Here is a 14,755-nt window from a genome sequence, read left to right as displayed (position 1 = left end):
ACCAAGGAACCCGAGACCGGATGAGCGACATACTGACTTCGCTATGGCCGCTCTTCTTCCTGATCCTCGTCGGTTACGCCATGCAGCGGGCCAGGTTTCCGGGGGAGGAGTTCTGGCCGGGAGCCGAGCGCCTCAACTATTATATCCTCTTTCCGGCGTTGCTTTTCAGCAGCCTTGTTTCCGCACCGCTGGACCACCCCGCATTGCCGCGCCTGCTCGCGGCGGTCATGTTGGCATTGGGCATCGCTACCGCTGGACTGCTTATTGCCCGGTGGTGCAGGAAATGGCCGGCGGCGCGGTTCGGGGTGTTGCTCCAAGGGGCACTTCGCTTCAATACCTATCTTGGACTCGCCGCTGTGGGCGGCCTTTATGGCCAAGCTGGCATGCCGTTCGCCGCCGCGATCCTTGCCATTCTGATCCCGTCGGTGAATCTGCTGTCGATCCTTGCCCTGTCGGTCGACAGCAGCAGGCGCCCTTCGGCGCTGATCCTGCCGGTCGCGAAGAATCCGCTCATCATCGCCTGTATCGGGGGAGTGATGGTCAATCTCGCAGGCATCGAGTTGAGATGGGGAACCGAGAAGCTGCTGCCGATGCTCGCATCTGCCAGCCTGCCGCTCGGCCTGCTCAGTGTAGGGGCCGCGCTGAGGCCGAAAGAGCTTCATGGGCAATACGGGACGATGATCGGAAATAGCCTGTTTCGGCTGCTGGTCATGCCGGGCATCGCATTTCTGAGTGCCTCGTCTCTGGCGCTGCCCGCCCTCGAAACTGGCATTCTCGTGTTGTTCTTTGCTCTACCGACCGCTCCGACCTCCTACGTCCTCGCAAGACAACTGGGAGGCGACAGCCATCTGATGGCCGGCATCATCACGTTCCAGACGCTGTTCTCTGCGATCAGTCTCATTCTGGTCATGGCCGTCGTTGCATGATCATGTTACCGATTTTCCTGACAAAGAGCTGATCAGTCCCACACCCGATTGGTAAGCGGGAAGGAGACCCCATGGGTTAATGGCGTGGCTGGTCTCGGATAGGGTTCGGGCATTGATCCGATCTCTGGTATTCCATGTCTACGCCTAGTTCTACGCCTATGCCTGCGACTGGTAGCTTGCAGTTCGTCGAGCGGCGGGACGGTGCGCCGGTCAGCGAGCGTCGCCGGTGATGGGATGAGTTCAAGGCACAGGCGGTTACCGCCGCTCTGGAACCGGGCGTCAATGTTTCCGCGCTGGCCCGCCGCCTGGGGATTTCGCCGCCGCAGCTGTTCGGTGGGCGCAAGGCCTTCCTGAACAAGCAAGGTGAGAGTGATCCTGCGGGTTCGCCAGCCCCTCTGGTGGAAATCATGGCGGGCGATGTCACGATCCGGGTCACCCCCGACCTCAGTGAGGCCGCGATGCGCCGGCTTCTTCGCGCGGTGCGCTCGGCATGATCCCGTCTGGTGTGCGAGTCTTTCTGGCGAGCCAGCCGGTCGACTTTCGCAAGGGGCCGGACAAGCCCCAGACCATCGCGAGGAAGAATAGCCTGCTTGCCGGATCGTATGGCGGCGACCGTACATGAGCATGAAGCGCCATCGCTATCAATCCCTTCGCACGCCACGCATGAAGCCAATATTTGAAAGAATATCTAAATTAAAATGACTTTCCTGGCCAATAATGTTAGGCAAGCTGCATTTTCATGGGGATGGACAGGACCATGTCGATAAGGATGCTCAGGACGCTGATCGCGGTCGCGGATCACGGAACGTTTAGCGCCGCTGCGGATGCGGTCTTTGTCACCCATGCCGCCGTCAGCCAGCAAATGCGCGCGCTGGAAGCGGAATGGCAGGTGGCGATTTTCGACCGCTCCACACGCACGCCCGAATTGACGCCGATCGGCCGCGCCCTGTTGGCCAAGGCGCGCGAGGTGGTGCGCGCCTATGACGACATCGTGCCCTCGGTCCTGGGCGACGACGGACTCAAGGGGGATTTCAACCTGGGTGCGGTCCCCACCTCGCTGACTGGGCTGGTTCCCTTTGCGACGGCGATCCTGAAGGCGAAATACCCCCAATTGCATGTCGGGCTGTTTCCAGGGCTGTCGATTCCGCTGATCCATCAGGTCGAGCGCAACGCCTTGGACGCGGCGCTGGTCTCGCGGCCCGACATGCTGCCGCGCGGCCTCGTCTGGCATCCCGTGACGGCCGAGGAGCTGGTGCTGATCTGCTCGGAAAGGCTGGTTGAGGAAGATCCGGTCAAGATCCTCAAGGAACACCCCTTCATCCGGTTTTCCCGCGACGCGGTCGTCGGCTCTATCATCGAGAAATGGTTGCAGGGCAAGGGCATCGCCGTGAACGACACCATGGAACTGGCCGGGTTGGAGGCGATCTACAGCATGGTTCTGGCGGATCTGGGCGTCTCGATCATTCCCGAGCCCTGCGTCAAGATCGCCAATCCGCCCGCCTTGCGCCGCATTCCTCTGGCCTCCAAGGACGGTCCGGCGCGGCATCTCGGCCTGGTCCAGCGCAAGGACAGCACCAAAGGCCGGGTGATCCGCGAGATCGCCCTGGCGATGGAACGCGCGGTCGCGGTGGGAACCTTCTCGCCCGAAACCATCGACCAGATCGGCTAGCCAGACAACCGTGCAGGGGCTTGCACAAATCCGAAAAGGCAGTCATTGTAAATAATAATAACGAATATAGTAAAAACTTACCATCTGTGTAAGTTGAAATTTCAGAACGCCAACAACGGCCAATTGCTGCAGCCAAGGACCGCCATGTCCATTCGCCTGCTCAAGACCATGATCGCCATTGCCGACCACGGCACCTTCAGCGCCGCCGCCGAGGCGGTCTTCGTCACCCATGCCGCCGTCAGCCAGCAGATGCGCAGCCTAGAGGAGAAGTGGCAGGTTGCGATCTTCGACCGCTCCAACCGGACGCCGGTCTTTACGCCCACCGGCCAGGCCCTGCTGGCCAAGGCTCGCGAGGTGGTGCGCGCCTATGACAACATCGTCCCCTCGGTGCTGGGCGATGACGGGTTGAAAGGCCCCTTCACCCTGGGCGCTGTCCCGACCTCGCTGACCGCGCTGGTTCCCTTTGCCACCGCCCTGCTGAAGGATCGCTTTCCCGAATTGCAGGTCGGGCTGCATCCCGGCCTGACCACCCACCTGATCCACCAGGTCGAGCGCGACATCCTGGATGCGGCGCTGGTGTCCAAGCCCGCGATCCTGCCGCGCGGGCTGGCCTGGCTTTCCCTGGCATCGGAGGAGCTGGTGCTGATCACCTCGCAGAAGGTGAGGCTTGCCGATCCGCTGGACATCCTGCGGGGCTGCGCCTTCATCCGCTTTTCCCGCGACGCAGTCGTGGGCACGATCATCGAAAACTGGCTTCAGGAAAACGGCATCCCGGTCGCCAACACCATGGAACTGGGCGGGCTGGACGCGATCTACAGCATGGTCCTGGCCGGCCTGGGCGTCTCGATCATTCCGCAACCCTGCGTCGAAATCTCGCCCCCCTTGCCGCTGCGCCGCCTGTCGCTGGCCAGGGAACACGCGCCTCGGCGCGAATTGGGGCTGGTGCATCGCAAGGACAGCACCAAGGCCCGCGTCATCGACGAGATGATGGCGGCCATGGGCTGCGCAATGGCAAGCGGCACATTCTCGCCTGAAAACCTGGAAAAAGCGAAAGCGACATGACGCTGGAATTTATTGCGATGCTGATGGCCGGCGCATTGGCCGGCGGATTCATCAACGGGCTGGCTGGTTTCGGCACGGCGCTGCTGGCCTTGGGGCTGTGGTTGCAGATCATGCCGCCGCAACAGGCGGTGGCCATCGTGGTGGTGATGTCGGTCGCCAGCGGATTGCAGGGTTTGTGGATCACCCGGCAGGAAATCAGCGACCAGCCCGCACGGCTGGCACGGTTCCTGCTGCCGGGGCTGATCGGGCTGCCCATGGGGGTCACGTTGCTGAGCATGATCAGCGGGCTGGCCCTGAAACTGATCATCGCCGGCTTCATGATCGTCTATGGCGGCTTTTTCACGCTGCGCCGCGCGCTGCCCCGTTTCGACCGGCCGACGCCGGTGATGGATGCCGGCATCGGCTTTCTGGGCGGCGTGCTGGGCGGGGCCGCGTCGCTTTCGGGGGCGCTGCCGACAATGTGGTGCGCCATGCGTCCCTGGCCCAAACGGGAAACCCGGGCCGTGCTGCAACCCTATAACGTCGGCATTCTGGGCATGGCCGTCATGCTATTCGCCATGCAGGGACTGTACGACCGGGGCACCCTGCTGCTGGTCGCCCTGGCCCTGCCGGGCACGCTGATCGGTGCACAATTCGGCATCGCCCTGTTTCACCGGCTAAGCGATACGCAGTTCCGCCGCCTGCTGATCCTGGTGATGTTCGCATCGGGCATGGCCCTGGCGCTGCGCGAGCTGATCTGAAAAGGGGCCGGCGGATGGCGCCGGCCCCTTTTTCGGTTTCCCCGCTCCGCCCTGGTCAGCCCTGCTGGAAGAACGGCGCCGGGACCAGGATCTTGTTCTCGATGTGATCGACCAGCAGCCGCATCTGCACGGCATAGGCCTGCCATTCGTCCGAGGCTTGCAGCGCCTTGCGCCGTTCCCAGCGGTCGTCCATGCTGTCATAGCCCCACATATGGACGATCTGGTTCAGGGGCCCGATATCGGTGAAGTAATATCCGACCATATTGCCCAGGATGCGGGTCTGCACCGCCAGCCCCTCTTCCTCGTAAAGCTTGAGGAACTTGGAAACATTGCCGTTCTTCAGCGTATAGGTCCGCATGTCGATGAACATCGCGATCTTCCTTCGGTCAGGTGGGGTTCAGATTTTCAGCAGATGAATCGCGCCCAGCGCAAAACCCGCCAGAAGCACGGTCAGGCCGCAGACGATGGCGATGGCGCTGCCACCAACCTCGCCCAGCTTCTTGAGCGAGGTCTTCATGCCAAGCGCCGCGATAGCGGTGATCAGGCACCAGCGCGACAGTTCCAGCAGCATCGCCGTCACGTCGGGCGGGACGAGATTGGCGCTGCCGATCAGCACCAGCGCGGCAAAGCCGATGACGAAGAACGGAATCGGCAGACTGCCGGCCTGTCCCGCCGCGGGGTTCCTGCCGAACATGACGGACAGGGCGACGACGATGGGCACCAACAGGGCCACGCGCAGCAGCTTGACAAAGGTCGCCGTCGCGCCGGCCTCCTCCGAGACCGAATAGCCCGCACCGACCACCTGCGCCACGTCGTGGATCGTCGCGCCGAAGAACACGCCCATAGCGTGATCCGACAGGCCGAGCGCCGCGCCGATCATCGGGTAAAGGATCATCGCCAGCGTCGAAAGCGCCGTGACGGCGATCACGGTGAAGATGGTGTCGCGTTCGTGGTTCGCGTCGGACCTGGGCAGCACCGACGAGATCGCCAGCGCCGCCGAGGCCCCGCAGATCGCGACCGCCCCGCCGGCAAGCAGGCCGAAAGGCAGCGGCCGCCCCAGGATCCGCGCCAGCACGACGCCCCCCGCGATGGTCAGCCCGACGCCGGCGAAGGTGACAAGCACCACCTCGATCCCGGCCGAGGCGATCTGCTGAACGGTGATGCCCAGACCCAGCAGCGCGACCCCGAAACGCAAGAGCTTCTTCGAGGCGAACTCGATGCCCGGCGCGGTGGTCGATCCGGCCTCGGCCAGAAAGGTGAAGGCCATGCCGAGCAGCAGGGCCATCAGCATCACGGGCGCGCCGTAATGCTCGGAGATGAACCTGGCGGCGAGCGCCACGGTGATGGATGAAACCAGCCCCGGAAACAGGATGCGCAGGCTGCCGGGCATGGTGGCGGCAAGCTGCCTCATCCGATGAGCTCGTCGCGGCGGTCGTCCGTCTCGCCGAACCGCTTGAGGACGGCGGGCTTGGTGCCTTGATAGACGCGCTCCAGGTTCTCGGCGATCTTGGCGTTCTCGCGCTCGAACAGGCAATTGCCTTCGAGGTCCGAGGCCACCAGGAACGGCCCCATCCGGTTGCAGCGGATCACCCACATCGCCTGGGCAAGACCCAGTTCCTCGTTCCAATGCACGGCCTCGACATTCTCGACCCCGCGGCCCAGAAGCGCGCCGGTGCCGTAGCCGACGGTGGACAGGTAGACCGCGCCATTGGGGACGAAATATTCCTTGTAGTCCCTGGACGACATGCCGCCCTTGCCGATGATCAGCTTGGCGCCGGTCTTGGCCATCCACTCGGGCAACCATTTCGCAAAGCGGAAACTCGCGGTCGCGGTCACGGCGCCCATGTCAAAACTGCCATCCTCGCGGATGGTGGCAGCGGGCGAGCAATGGAAATTCGCCGCGCTTTGCGACGGCAGTTCCATCGGGATATTCGCCTTGTCCTCCAGCGCGCGCATGTAGACGCCTTCGCGCGCGGTGTACATCAACCCGTTCAGATAGACGATGTCGCCAAGCCGCAACTCCGCGATCTCCTCGGGGGTCGGGGTGGTGGACAGGATGATTTCGCGCGGTTTCATTCGGCAGCCTCCATCGCCATCTCCCAGCCCACCGTCTCGCGGCGCTGATAGGGGGTGAACCAGTCGGGATCGGTGCGATGCTCGACCCGCCCGTCGGGAAAGATGCGCGCGACGGCGCGACGCGAGGACAGGCAGAAGGCATGAACCGACATCTGCATGCCGCCGGTATGGCAATAGCCGACCTCGATATGGGTATCGATCACCATGTTCTTGCCGACGAAGCCCATCGCGCCCATGCCGATGGAGTTGCCCAGTTCCTTGAACTCCTCCTCCAGCGCGGCGATACGCGGATCGCTGTTGCGATTGCCCACCGTGCGCAGGCAGGCGGCGCGCTTGCCCAGCACCATGCAAGTGTCCTTGCAGCCGCCCAGACCGATGCCGATGATTGCCGGCTGGCAGGCCAGGCCGCGCTTGCCAAAGGCCACCAGGCTGTCCAGGTAGAACCGCTTGATCCCCTGAATCCCGTCCGAGGGGAACAGCATCCGGTAATCGGTGCCGAACAGCCCGCCCTTGTGGACGGTGATCAGGTCGATCCATTCGCCGCCGGGCTCATAGCCGTATTCGATCTCAGGCGCGCCGATGCCGACATTGTTGTTGTGGTCGGTGCGCCAAAGCGGATGCACGCGGTTCGGCCGCAGCGGAACTCCGTTCGTCGCATTGGCGGTGGCGCGGCGCAGCGCTTCTTCCAGCGCCACGGGGCCGCCCTCGATGCGGGTGTCGTTGCCCATCTTGACATACCAGCGCGGCGTGCCGGTATCGCCGCACATGGCGCGGCGGTCCTGCTTGGCTGCCTCGTAATTCTCCAGCATCGCTTGCAGCACGAAGGAGGACAGGTCGCCATCTTCGGTCTGGGCGGCCGCCTTCAGCCCGTGCAGGTAATCCTCGGGGATCTCGATGGCCGCCTTGGCCATCAGTTCCTCGGCCGTGGACTGGATCAGGTTGATCGGTATCACGTTTCGCTTCCTCCTCGGGTCGGCTATTGCGCGGCCACCAGCGTTTCGGGTTCATCCTCGGGCAGGATCGACTCGCCCGGACGGACGATGGTGAAGGCGACCTGTTCCCGGCTCAGCGTCAGGTCACCGCCCTTTTTGCGCGCGAGAGTGAAATACGAGCTCTCCAGATCGCCGCTTTCAGGGAAATCCTCGCGGAAATGCGCCCCCCGCGAGTTCTCGCGCAGCTCGCCGGCGCGGGCGATGACCTCGGACACCTCGACCAGCGAGGCCATGTTCAGCCAGTCGTGCCAGGTCAGGTTGAAGGCCAGGTTTGCCGGATCCACCCCGGTCTGCATCAGTTCCTCGCGGATTTCCGCGACGCGCTTCTGGCCACGCTGCAAGCCGGCGCCGGTGCGCATGACGCCGACATCCTCCCACATCGCCTCCTGCAGCTTGTGGCGCAGCGGTTGGATCGGCGCGGCAGCTTGCGAGAACGGGCGGCAGGCGCGGTCGATTTCCGAGGCCAGCACCGCCTCGTCGGGATCGCGCAACGCAGCCATGCGGCGGATGTCGGCGCCCATCACGTCGCCGGCGATGCCGCCGAAGACGGTCGAGTTCGCCACGCCGTTGCCGCCCAACCGGTTCGAGCCATGCGCGCCGCCCGCATCCTCGCCCGCGACGTAAAGCCCCTCCATCTCGGTGCGGGTATCGGAATCGACCACCACGCCGCCCATGAAGTAATGCGCGGTCGGCACCACCTCGACCTTGCCGCCGGCCAGGTCAAAGCCAGAATCGGCGCAACGCTTGACCATGCCGGCGAATTTCTTGCGCACGTTCTCGGGGCCGAGGTGGCTCATGGAAATGAACATGCCGACCTGGCTGGGATCGTTGTTCTTGCGCATCTCGGCATAAATGCCGCGGCTGACCACGTCGCGCGTGGCCCGCTCGCCCCGCGCATCATAATCGAACATGAAGCGGTCGCCGCGCGCGTTCAGCAATTGCCCGCCAGCGCCGCGCAGCCCCTCTTCCAGCACCGTCCCGGTCATGCGGGTATGGTCGCCCGCCAGCAGGCCGGTGGGATGGAACTGCACCATCTCCATGTCGCGGAGCGGCAGGCCGATGCGCAGCGCCATGGCCAGCCCGTCCATGGTCTTGTCGCCCGAGGGCGTGTGATACTTGTACATGGTCGGCCCGCCGCCGGTGCCCATCATCACGCATTTCGCCCGCACGAAACGAAAGCGGCCGGTGCGCATGTCGATGAACAGCACTCCCGCCAGCGAGGCCCCGTCGGCGGTCGGGATCAGCCCGATGGCGCGGTGTTCCTGCAACTTGCGGATCGGTCGGGCCAGCACCTGCTCCATCAGCCGGCTGATGATCTCGATGCCCGTCAGGTCGCCCTTGTGGACGGTGCGGTCGGCGGTCTGGCCGGCAAAGGCCTTCTGGTGCAGCGTGCCGTCGGGATTGCGGTCGAAGAAGCAGCCGATCTCGTTTTCCAGCTCGCGGATGCGGACCACGGCTTGCTCGCACAGCCTCCAGGCCATGTCCTGGTTCGGCAGCCACTTGCCGCCGTTGATCGTGTCCATGAAATGCCGCTCGACCGTGTCGCCGCCGCCCAGCGCGACGTTATAGCCGCCCTGCACCATGCGCGTGCAGCCGCATTTGCCGATCAGCCCCTTGACGGCCAGCGTGATCCGGGTGCCCTCGGGCGCGCTTTGCTGGGCATGCAGCGCCGCGAACAGCCCCGCGCCGCCCGAGCCGAGAATCAGGATGTCGGTTTCGTCCCGTTCGACGTCGAATTTCAATGCCATGGTCTACACCGCCCGCAGAAGAAAGGTTCCAGAGATCAGGAAGGCGCCCGCGATGGTGCCGGCGGCCAGGCTTTTCTGCCGCGGCGACCAGGGCAGGAACTCCAGCGCCAGCAGGCGCAGCCCGCCGAAGAAATGCACGGCCAGCAGGAAGACCAGCCCGAACTCGGCCAGCTTGACCAGTGGGTTCTCGGCAAAGCCGAGGAAACGGTCCAGCCGCTCTGGCCGCGTCAGCGCCAGGGACAGGACATAGAAATGCGCGGGCAGGAACAGCGCCAGCGCCAGGCCGGACAGGCGATGCAGCATATAGGCCAGCCACAACGGATGCTTGCGATGCGGCTTGATCATCACAGCACCGTCACGGCCGCCACGGCGCGCGCCCCCATGACCAGCAGGACCAGGCCCGTGCCCCAGGTGAAAAGCTCCAGCGCCAGGCCTCGCAGGCCGGTGGCCTCGTGCAGGATCACCCGCAAGCCGATGGCGGCATGGATCGAGACCGCCACCACGAAACTGCCGTAGAACAGCAGCCAAGCGATGCTGCCTTGGGTGCGGGCCAGGATCTCGGCGCTGCTCAGCCCGCCCTGGATGGCATAGGCCATGACCGCCAGGTGCCCCAGCACCAGCGGAGCCATGACCATCGCGCTCAGCCGCTGCGCCATGTAGTAACGAAGATTCAACATGCTACCCCCTTCCCTTCAGGAACGACCGCGCGGCGGCCCGCTTGAGCCCGGCGATGGCGCTGAGCGGGTCCAGCTCGTTCGGGCAGAAGCGCGTGCAACTGCCCTGCGTGTGGCAGTTCATGCAGCCGTCCGAACCGGTGACGGCATCCAGGATCGACTGGCGGTCCTGGACCTTCACGTCGTTGTAAAGCGTCCAGGCGCGTTGCAGCGCCGCCGGGCCCAGATAGTCGGGATTGCCCGCCACCGTATCGCAGGCGGCATAGCAGACCGAGCAGTTGATGCATTCGATCGCCGTATTGGCGACGACCCGGCCGGGCTCCTCCGGACTGACCTCCTGGATCGGCTCCGAGCGGGTCCGGCTGGGCTTGTGGACACCGCCTGCCTTGATCCACTTGTCGAAGAACGGATCCATGTCCGCCGCCAGATCCTTGATCACCGGCAGATTGCGCAGTGGCCCGATCTGAAGCCTGCCGTCCTCCAGCACGCGCTTGACATGCGTCCGGCAGGTCCAGCGCGGCTGGCCGTTGACCATCATCGCGCAGGAACCGCACATGCCCACCCGGCAGGCATAGCGATAGGTCAGCGACGGATCGACGGCCTGCTGGATCCAGCTGACGACGTCAAGCACGGTCTGGTTGTCATGGGCAGGCACCGAGAAGGTTTCGTAAGCGCCCTGATCTCCTGATCCGCGCCAGACCGAAACCTGCATTGTCTTTGTATTCTCGCTCACAGCGCACCTGTTGGCTTACTTGATGATGCACCCTATGACGCAATTTTTCTAACACAAAGGAACTAATTCTAAATTGTTGTGTAAAATTAATTTACGCATGCGGCAGGCGGATCTGCGGCAGGCATCGCGGCATGCCGCGCCTCATTCACTTTCGACGGCAGAACAAGACGCAATGCAGGCTCTGTGCCGGGATTTCGGCTTTCGCCGTCAGCCCCTGTCCGAGGCCGGCGCGAGGATCGAGGGGCCCCGCGCACTTCCGCAACCGCCCTCCAAGGCATTATGGAACAACGCCTATTCCCCTGGCTTCCCGCCGTTGTTCCGGGAAATAGCGTAAGGTAAGTTTTCAGTAATTATAAGAATTAATGCATTTGTTGCAGTAAAATTTTCAAATACAGTGCCCTTCATGAAACCACCTGGCTCTTGCCGGACCGTGGTGGCCGTCCGGACAGGTTCCGCAAGGAGGAGGTGCAGGAACCAGTATCGAACCTCTCCCCTGGGGGAGCAACCAGCATCACGGCGGCCCGTTTCGGAGACGGGGCGCACGCCAGAAACCATAGGGAGGAGACATGCAGCATCAAGATCCGCTGCTTGCCGTTCGGGGCGTCACGTTGCAATACAAGACGCCGCACCATCTGATAACGGCAACCTATCGCGTCAGCTTCGATGTCCACCAGGGTGATCGTTTCATCCTGCTTGGCCCCTCGGGCTGCGGAAAATCCACGCTTCAGAAGGCCGTCGGCGGCTACATTACCCCGACCGAGGGCGAAATGTCGCTGAAGGGGCGCAAGATCACTCAGCCCGGCCCCGACCGGATGATGGTGTTCCAGGAGTTCGACCAGCTTCTGCCCTGGAAGACCGTCAAGCAGAACGTCGCCTTCGCCCTGCAAAGCGCCAAGCGCATGCCGCGCCGCCAGGCCGAGGAAAAGGCGATGGAGTATGTCGAAAAGGTCGGGCTGGCAAAATTCGCCGACAGCCACCCGCATATGCTTTCGGGCGGCATGAAGCAGCGCGTTGCCATCGCCCGCGGCATGGCGATGGAACCCGACATCCTGCTGATGGACGAACCCTTTGCCGCCCTGGACGCCCTGACCCGGCGCAAGATGCAGGACGAGTTGCTGAAGCTGTGGGACGAGACGCGCTTCACGGTGCTGTTCGTCACCCACTCCATCGCCGAGGCAATCAAGATCGGCAACCGCATCCTGCTGCTGTCGCCGCATCCGGGCCGGGTCAAGGCCGAGCTGAACAGCACCACCGACCCGCGCGAAGCGGCCGAGCTGGAGCGCCACATCCACCAGATGCTTTTTGCCCATGAGCCGGAGGAGATGGAGCATGCCTGAAGCCACCGCGCGCGTCCTGCCCCTGCGCCCCGGCGCCACCACCGAGCGCCCTGAAATCTATCACGAAGAGGTTGCCGGCGGCGAGTTGAAGATTATCGAGCAACCGCTTTCGACCTTCGAACTGCTCTACCGCGAGCCGTGGCTGCGCAAGCTGTTCATTCTGGTCGTTCTGGCCTGCATCTGGGAAATCTATGGCCGGGTGCTGAACAACGACCTGCTGTTTCCGACCTTCACGGCCACAGCGGGGGCGCTCTTCAAGTCATTGATGAACGGCACCCTGCCCTCGGCGGCCTGGGTCTCGATCAAGGTTCTCGTCACCGGCTATGTCTTCGGCATCGGGCTTGCCGCCGCGCTGACCGCCTTGGCGATGGCGTCGCGGATCGGCACCGATTTCCTGGAAACCATGACCTCGATGTTCAACCCACTGCCGGCGATCGCGCTGCTGCCGCTGGCGCTGATCTGGTTCGGCCTGGGCAATGCCAGCCTGGTCTTCGTGCTGGTCCATTCTGTCACCTGGGCCATCGCGCTGAACACGCATTCGGGTTTCCTGGGCGTCAGCAAGACCATGAAGATGGTCGGGCGGAACTATGGCCTGAAAGGCTTCAGCTTCATCACCAAGATCCTGATCCCGGCGGCCTTTCCCAGCATCCTCACCGGGCTGAAGATCGGCTGGGCCTTTGCCTGGCGGACCCTGATCGCGGCCGAACTGGTGTTCGGCGTCAGCTCCGGCTCGGGCGGGCTGGGCTGGTTCATCTTCGAAAACAAGAACCTCTTGGACATCCCGATGGTCTTTGCCGGCCTGCTGACCGTCATCATCATCGGCCTGGTGGTCGAGAACCTGATCTTCCGCACCATCGAGCGCTACACGATCCAGCGCTGGGGCGTGCAGCACTGAAACCAGGGCCCGCCCAGGCAGGGGCGGGCCCTTTGACCACGCAGCCGTGGTTCTAGGGAGGAAATGCAATGAAAAACGTCAAATTATCCGTCGTCCTGGGCCTTGCCGTCTCGGTATTTTCGGCTGTGCCGTCCTGGGCGGAAACCGTCCATGTCCGGCTCGCCCGCCAATTCGGCATCGGCTACATGCCCCTGACGCTGGTGCAGGAACAGGGCCTGCTGGAAAAGCACGCGAAAGCGGCCGGCGTGGATGTCACCACGGAATGGCTGCGCTTCACCGGCGGCTCGGGGATGAACGAGGCGCTGCTTTCGGGCAATCTGGACATCGCCGCTGGCGGCACCACGCCGATGCTGACGATCTGGGCGCGCACGCAGGGCAATATCAAGATCAAGGGCGTCGCGGCGCTGGCATCGATGCCCTTGCATCTGATGACCACCAACCCGGACATCAAGTCGCTTGCGGATTTCTCGCGCGGGGACAAGATCGCGCTGCCCGCCGTCAAGACCTCGATCCAGGCCATTACCCTGCAAATGGGCGCGGAGAAATTCCTGGGCGAGGGCAAGCATGCGGCGCTTGATACTTTCACGGTGTCGATGGGTCATCCCGATGCGCAGCTTGCGCTGCTTGGTGGCCAGTCCGAGGTGAACGCGCATTTCGGCTCACCGCCCTTCCAGAACCTCGAAGCCAAGGATTCGCGCGCCCACAAGGTGCTGGACAGCTATGACGTTCTGGACGGATCGCATACCTTTACCGCCATCTGGGCCAAGAACGATTTCGTTGAAGGCAATCCCGAGGTCATCGGCGCGCTGATGGTCGCACTTGAGGAAGGCATCGCCTTCATCCAGGAACATCCCGAGGAAGCGGCGCAGATCTGGGCAAAGGCCGAGAACACGAACCTGACCCAGGACGAGATCGTGGCCCTGATCAAGGACCCGCAAACCAAATGGACGACCACGCCCGAGCGCCTGCTGCCCTATGTGAACTTCATGGCCCGGGTGGGCCTCATTTCCCACAATACCGACGACTGGCGCGATCTGTTCTTCGACACGGTCCATAATACCGAGGGGAGCTGATAGCGAGTTCCTCGTTTGGTCGGCAAGCTTGCACCGCCTCGTCATAATATCGACGAGGCGGCTTGGGCTCATCGACTCGTCTGGATATCAGGCCGCTCGTCGGGAACGAAACCGCCGCGATTGGGCATCTGCACCTTGGCAAGAGTGCCGGCGTTCATGACTTCATGTTCGCCGATGATCCCGTTCTCCGCCAACAGATAAGCGGTAACAGCATAAACTTCGTCGGGCGTAAGGCTTTGCGGAGAATCCAACGGCATCGCTCGACGTATATAGTCAAAGACCGTGGTGGAATATGCCCAATAACTTCCGATGGTTTTCACGGGCTTGCCACTGTTCAGCGGCTTTGTTGCACAAATCCCTCGAGGGATTCATTCTGTGGATCCAGAGTGATAGCTGTAATTCATGAGCAGACCTTCCTCCCTGACCTACAAGACCAGGAACTGGCCAGCCTGCAATGAAGCGCTCGAGCGTCGCGGCTCGCTGACGATCTGGTTCGATCCTGCCATGACTTGGGATGCCACGCCGACAGGCAGGCGTGGCCGCCAGCGGACCTACAGCGACTGTCAACGGCGGAGCAAAAGTCGGCCGGGGCGGCGGCGTAAAGTCCGGCCAGTTGGGGGGTGCGCCATGGCGCGCGCGCTGGCCACATAGCTGGCGCGAGCCATGGCGCACTGGCCCCTTAGGGCCAATCGTGGGTAGATATTTTATGGTGATCAGCGCTGTTTACGGGCTGTGCTGTTGGCGAGGCGATAGCTTTCGCCGTTCATCTCGATGATGTTGACGTGGTGGGTCAGTCGGTCGAGCAGCGCGCCGGTGAGACGCTCGGAACC

General features: G+C 63.3%; 17 protein-coding genes and 2 pseudogenes. 9 read left to right on the top strand and 10 right to left on the bottom strand.

Annotated elements, in window-relative coordinates; genetic code table 11:
* Positions 1-20: 20 nt before the first annotated feature.
* The 5 genes and pseudogenes from PARJ55_RS0121055 to PARJ55_RS0121035 all read left to right on the top strand — a co-directional run bounded on the left by PARJ55_RS0121055 (position 21) and on the right by PARJ55_RS0121035 (position 4,397).
* The gene (locus PARJ55_RS0121055; RefSeq protein ID WP_028714748.1) at positions 21-926 is read left to right on the top strand and encodes an AEC family transporter; all 906 of its coding nucleotides are present in this window, start codon (positions 21-23) and stop codon (positions 924-926) included.
* 245 nt (positions 927-1,171) lie between these two features.
* Positions 1,172-1,420, top strand: a pseudogene (locus PARJ55_RS24920) (transposase); the annotation flags it as partial.
* A 263-nt stretch (positions 1,421-1,683) separates the two neighbouring features.
* Complete coding sequence (locus PARJ55_RS0121045; protein WP_028714747.1) at positions 1,684-2,595, top strand: LysR family transcriptional regulator; 912 nt, start codon at positions 1,684-1,686, stop codon at positions 2,593-2,595.
* 144 nt (positions 2,596-2,739) lie between these two features.
* The gene (locus PARJ55_RS0121040) at positions 2,740-3,657 is read left to right on the top strand and encodes a LysR family transcriptional regulator (RefSeq protein ID WP_028717124.1); all 918 of its coding nucleotides are present in this window, start codon (positions 2,740-2,742) and stop codon (positions 3,655-3,657) included.
* A complete protein-coding gene (locus tag PARJ55_RS0121035; RefSeq protein ID WP_028714745.1) occupies positions 3,654-4,397 on the top strand; it encodes a sulfite exporter TauE/SafE family protein in 744 nt (247 codons plus the stop codon). The genes PARJ55_RS0121040 and PARJ55_RS0121035 overlap by 4 nt, the downstream gene beginning before the upstream one ends.
* A 55-nt stretch (positions 4,398-4,452) precedes the next feature.
* Here the strand turns inward: PARJ55_RS0121035 and PARJ55_RS0121030 are convergent, their stop codons facing one another.
* The 8 genes from PARJ55_RS0121030 to PARJ55_RS0120995 are packed head-to-tail and all read right to left on the bottom strand — an operon-like array spanning position 4,453 to position 10,620.
* Positions 4,453-4,767, bottom strand: a complete 315-nt coding sequence (locus tag PARJ55_RS0121030; protein WP_028714744.1) for an NIPSNAP family protein — start codon at positions 4,765-4,767, stop codon at positions 4,453-4,455.
* A 27-nt stretch (positions 4,768-4,794) separates the two neighbouring features.
* Positions 4,795-5,808 (bottom strand): YeiH family protein, encoded by a 1,014-nt coding sequence (locus PARJ55_RS0121025; RefSeq protein ID WP_028714743.1) that lies wholly within the window; start codon positions 5,806-5,808, stop codon positions 4,795-4,797.
* Positions 5,805-6,473 (bottom strand): fumarate hydratase C-terminal domain-containing protein, encoded by a 669-nt coding sequence (locus PARJ55_RS0121020; protein WP_028714742.1) that lies wholly within the window; start codon positions 6,471-6,473, stop codon positions 5,805-5,807. Before PARJ55_RS0121020 ends, PARJ55_RS0121025 begins: the two co-directional genes overlap by 4 nt.
* Positions 6,470-7,426 (bottom strand): fumarate hydratase, encoded by a 957-nt coding sequence (locus PARJ55_RS0121015; RefSeq protein ID WP_028714741.1) that lies wholly within the window; start codon positions 7,424-7,426, stop codon positions 6,470-6,472. Before PARJ55_RS0121015 ends, PARJ55_RS0121020 begins: the two co-directional genes overlap by 4 nt.
* A gap of 23 nt (positions 7,427-7,449) precedes the next feature.
* Positions 7,450-9,213 carry an FAD-binding protein gene (locus tag PARJ55_RS0121010; protein WP_036714802.1) on the bottom strand — a complete coding sequence of 588 codons (1,764 nt, stop codon included), beginning with the start codon at positions 9,211-9,213 and terminating at the stop codon, positions 7,450-7,452.
* Between the two features lie 3 nt (positions 9,214-9,216).
* Positions 9,217-9,558, bottom strand: coding sequence for a succinate dehydrogenase, cytochrome b556 subunit (sdhC, locus tag PARJ55_RS0121005; RefSeq protein ID WP_036698527.1), 342 nt, complete (start codon positions 9,556-9,558; stop codon positions 9,217-9,219).
* The gene (locus PARJ55_RS0121000; protein ID WP_028714738.1) at positions 9,558-9,890 is read right to left on the bottom strand and encodes a succinate dehydrogenase; all 333 of its coding nucleotides are present in this window, start codon (positions 9,888-9,890) and stop codon (positions 9,558-9,560) included. Before PARJ55_RS0121000 ends, sdhC begins: the two co-directional genes overlap by 1 nt.
* A gap of 1 nt (position 9,891) precedes the next feature.
* Positions 9,892-10,620, bottom strand: coding sequence for a 2Fe-2S iron-sulfur cluster-binding protein (locus PARJ55_RS0120995; protein ID WP_028714737.1), 729 nt, complete (start codon positions 10,618-10,620; stop codon positions 9,892-9,894).
* 566 nt (positions 10,621-11,186) lie between these two features.
* Here PARJ55_RS0120995 and PARJ55_RS0120990 point away from each other — a divergent pair.
* From PARJ55_RS0120990 to PARJ55_RS0120980, 3 genes are all read left to right on the top strand, one after another.
* Positions 11,187-11,957 (top strand): ABC transporter ATP-binding protein, encoded by a 771-nt coding sequence (locus PARJ55_RS0120990; protein ID WP_028714736.1) that lies wholly within the window; start codon positions 11,187-11,189, stop codon positions 11,955-11,957.
* Complete coding sequence (locus tag PARJ55_RS0120985) at positions 11,950-12,852, top strand: ABC transporter permease (protein WP_028714735.1); 903 nt, start codon at positions 11,950-11,952, stop codon at positions 12,850-12,852. Before PARJ55_RS0120990 ends, PARJ55_RS0120985 begins: the two co-directional genes overlap by 8 nt.
* A gap of 68 nt (positions 12,853-12,920) precedes the next feature.
* A complete protein-coding gene (locus PARJ55_RS0120980) occupies positions 12,921-13,925 on the top strand; it encodes an ABC transporter substrate-binding protein (RefSeq protein WP_028714734.1) in 1,005 nt (334 codons plus the stop codon).
* A gap of 68 nt (positions 13,926-13,993) precedes the next feature.
* On the opposite strand, the gene PARJ55_RS24230 is transcribed toward PARJ55_RS0120980, so the two are convergent.
* Positions 13,994-14,245, bottom strand: a complete 252-nt coding sequence (locus PARJ55_RS24230; RefSeq protein ID WP_156929559.1) for a c-type cytochrome — start codon at positions 14,243-14,245, stop codon at positions 13,994-13,996.
* A gap of 82 nt (positions 14,246-14,327) precedes the next feature.
* Here PARJ55_RS24230 and PARJ55_RS23735 point away from each other — a divergent pair.
* A pseudogene (locus tag PARJ55_RS23735) lies at positions 14,328-14,486 on the top strand (IS5/IS1182 family transposase); the annotation flags it as partial.
* Between the two features lie 152 nt (positions 14,487-14,638).
* On the opposite strand, the gene PARJ55_RS23730 reads toward PARJ55_RS23735, so the two are convergent.
* A partial coding sequence (locus tag PARJ55_RS23730) for an ATP-binding protein (RefSeq protein WP_232215776.1) occupies positions 14,639-14,755 on the bottom strand: 117 nt, incomplete at its 5' end.

The sequence above is a fragment of the Paracoccus sp. J55 genome (genome assembly GCF_000513975.1).
In the GTDB taxonomy this organism is placed as follows: domain Bacteria; phylum Pseudomonadota; class Alphaproteobacteria; order Rhodobacterales; family Rhodobacteraceae; genus Paracoccus.
This window is presented reverse-complemented; position numbering and strand designations above follow the sequence as displayed.

Coding starts and splice junctions, on each gene's coding strand:
- PARJ55_RS0121055 (WP_028714748.1), top strand. CDS start 21: ATGAGCGACATACTGACTTCGCTATGGCCGCTCTTCTTCCTGATCCTC.
- sdhC (WP_036698527.1), bottom strand. CDS start 9,558: ATGATCAAGCCGCATCGCAAGCATCCGTTGTGGCTGGCCTATATGCTG.
- PARJ55_RS0120980 (WP_028714734.1), top strand. CDS start 12,921: ATGAAAAACGTCAAATTATCCGTCGTCCTGGGCCTTGCCGTCTCGGTA.
- PARJ55_RS0121040 (WP_028717124.1), top strand. CDS start 2,740: ATGTCCATTCGCCTGCTCAAGACCATGATCGCCATTGCCGACCACGGC.
- PARJ55_RS0121010 (WP_036714802.1), bottom strand. CDS start 9,213: ATGGCATTGAAATTCGACGTCGAACGGGACGAAACCGACATCCTGATT.
- PARJ55_RS0121030 (WP_028714744.1), bottom strand. CDS start 4,767: ATGTTCATCGACATGCGGACCTATACGCTGAAGAACGGCAATGTTTCC.
- PARJ55_RS0121035 (WP_028714745.1), top strand. CDS start 3,654: ATGACGCTGGAATTTATTGCGATGCTGATGGCCGGCGCATTGGCCGGC.
- PARJ55_RS0121000 (WP_028714738.1), bottom strand. CDS start 9,890: ATGTTGAATCTTCGTTACTACATGGCGCAGCGGCTGAGCGCGATGGTC.
- PARJ55_RS0121020 (WP_028714742.1), bottom strand. CDS start 6,473: ATGAAACCGCGCGAAATCATCCTGTCCACCACCCCGACCCCCGAGGAG.
- PARJ55_RS0120990 (WP_028714736.1), top strand. CDS start 11,187: ATGCAGCATCAAGATCCGCTGCTTGCCGTTCGGGGCGTCACGTTGCAA.
- PARJ55_RS0120985 (WP_028714735.1), top strand. CDS start 11,950: ATGCCTGAAGCCACCGCGCGCGTCCTGCCCCTGCGCCCCGGCGCCACC.
- PARJ55_RS0121025 (WP_028714743.1), bottom strand. CDS start 5,808: ATGAGGCAGCTTGCCGCCACCATGCCCGGCAGCCTGCGCATCCTGTTT.
- PARJ55_RS0121045 (WP_028714747.1), top strand. CDS start 1,684: ATGTCGATAAGGATGCTCAGGACGCTGATCGCGGTCGCGGATCACGGA.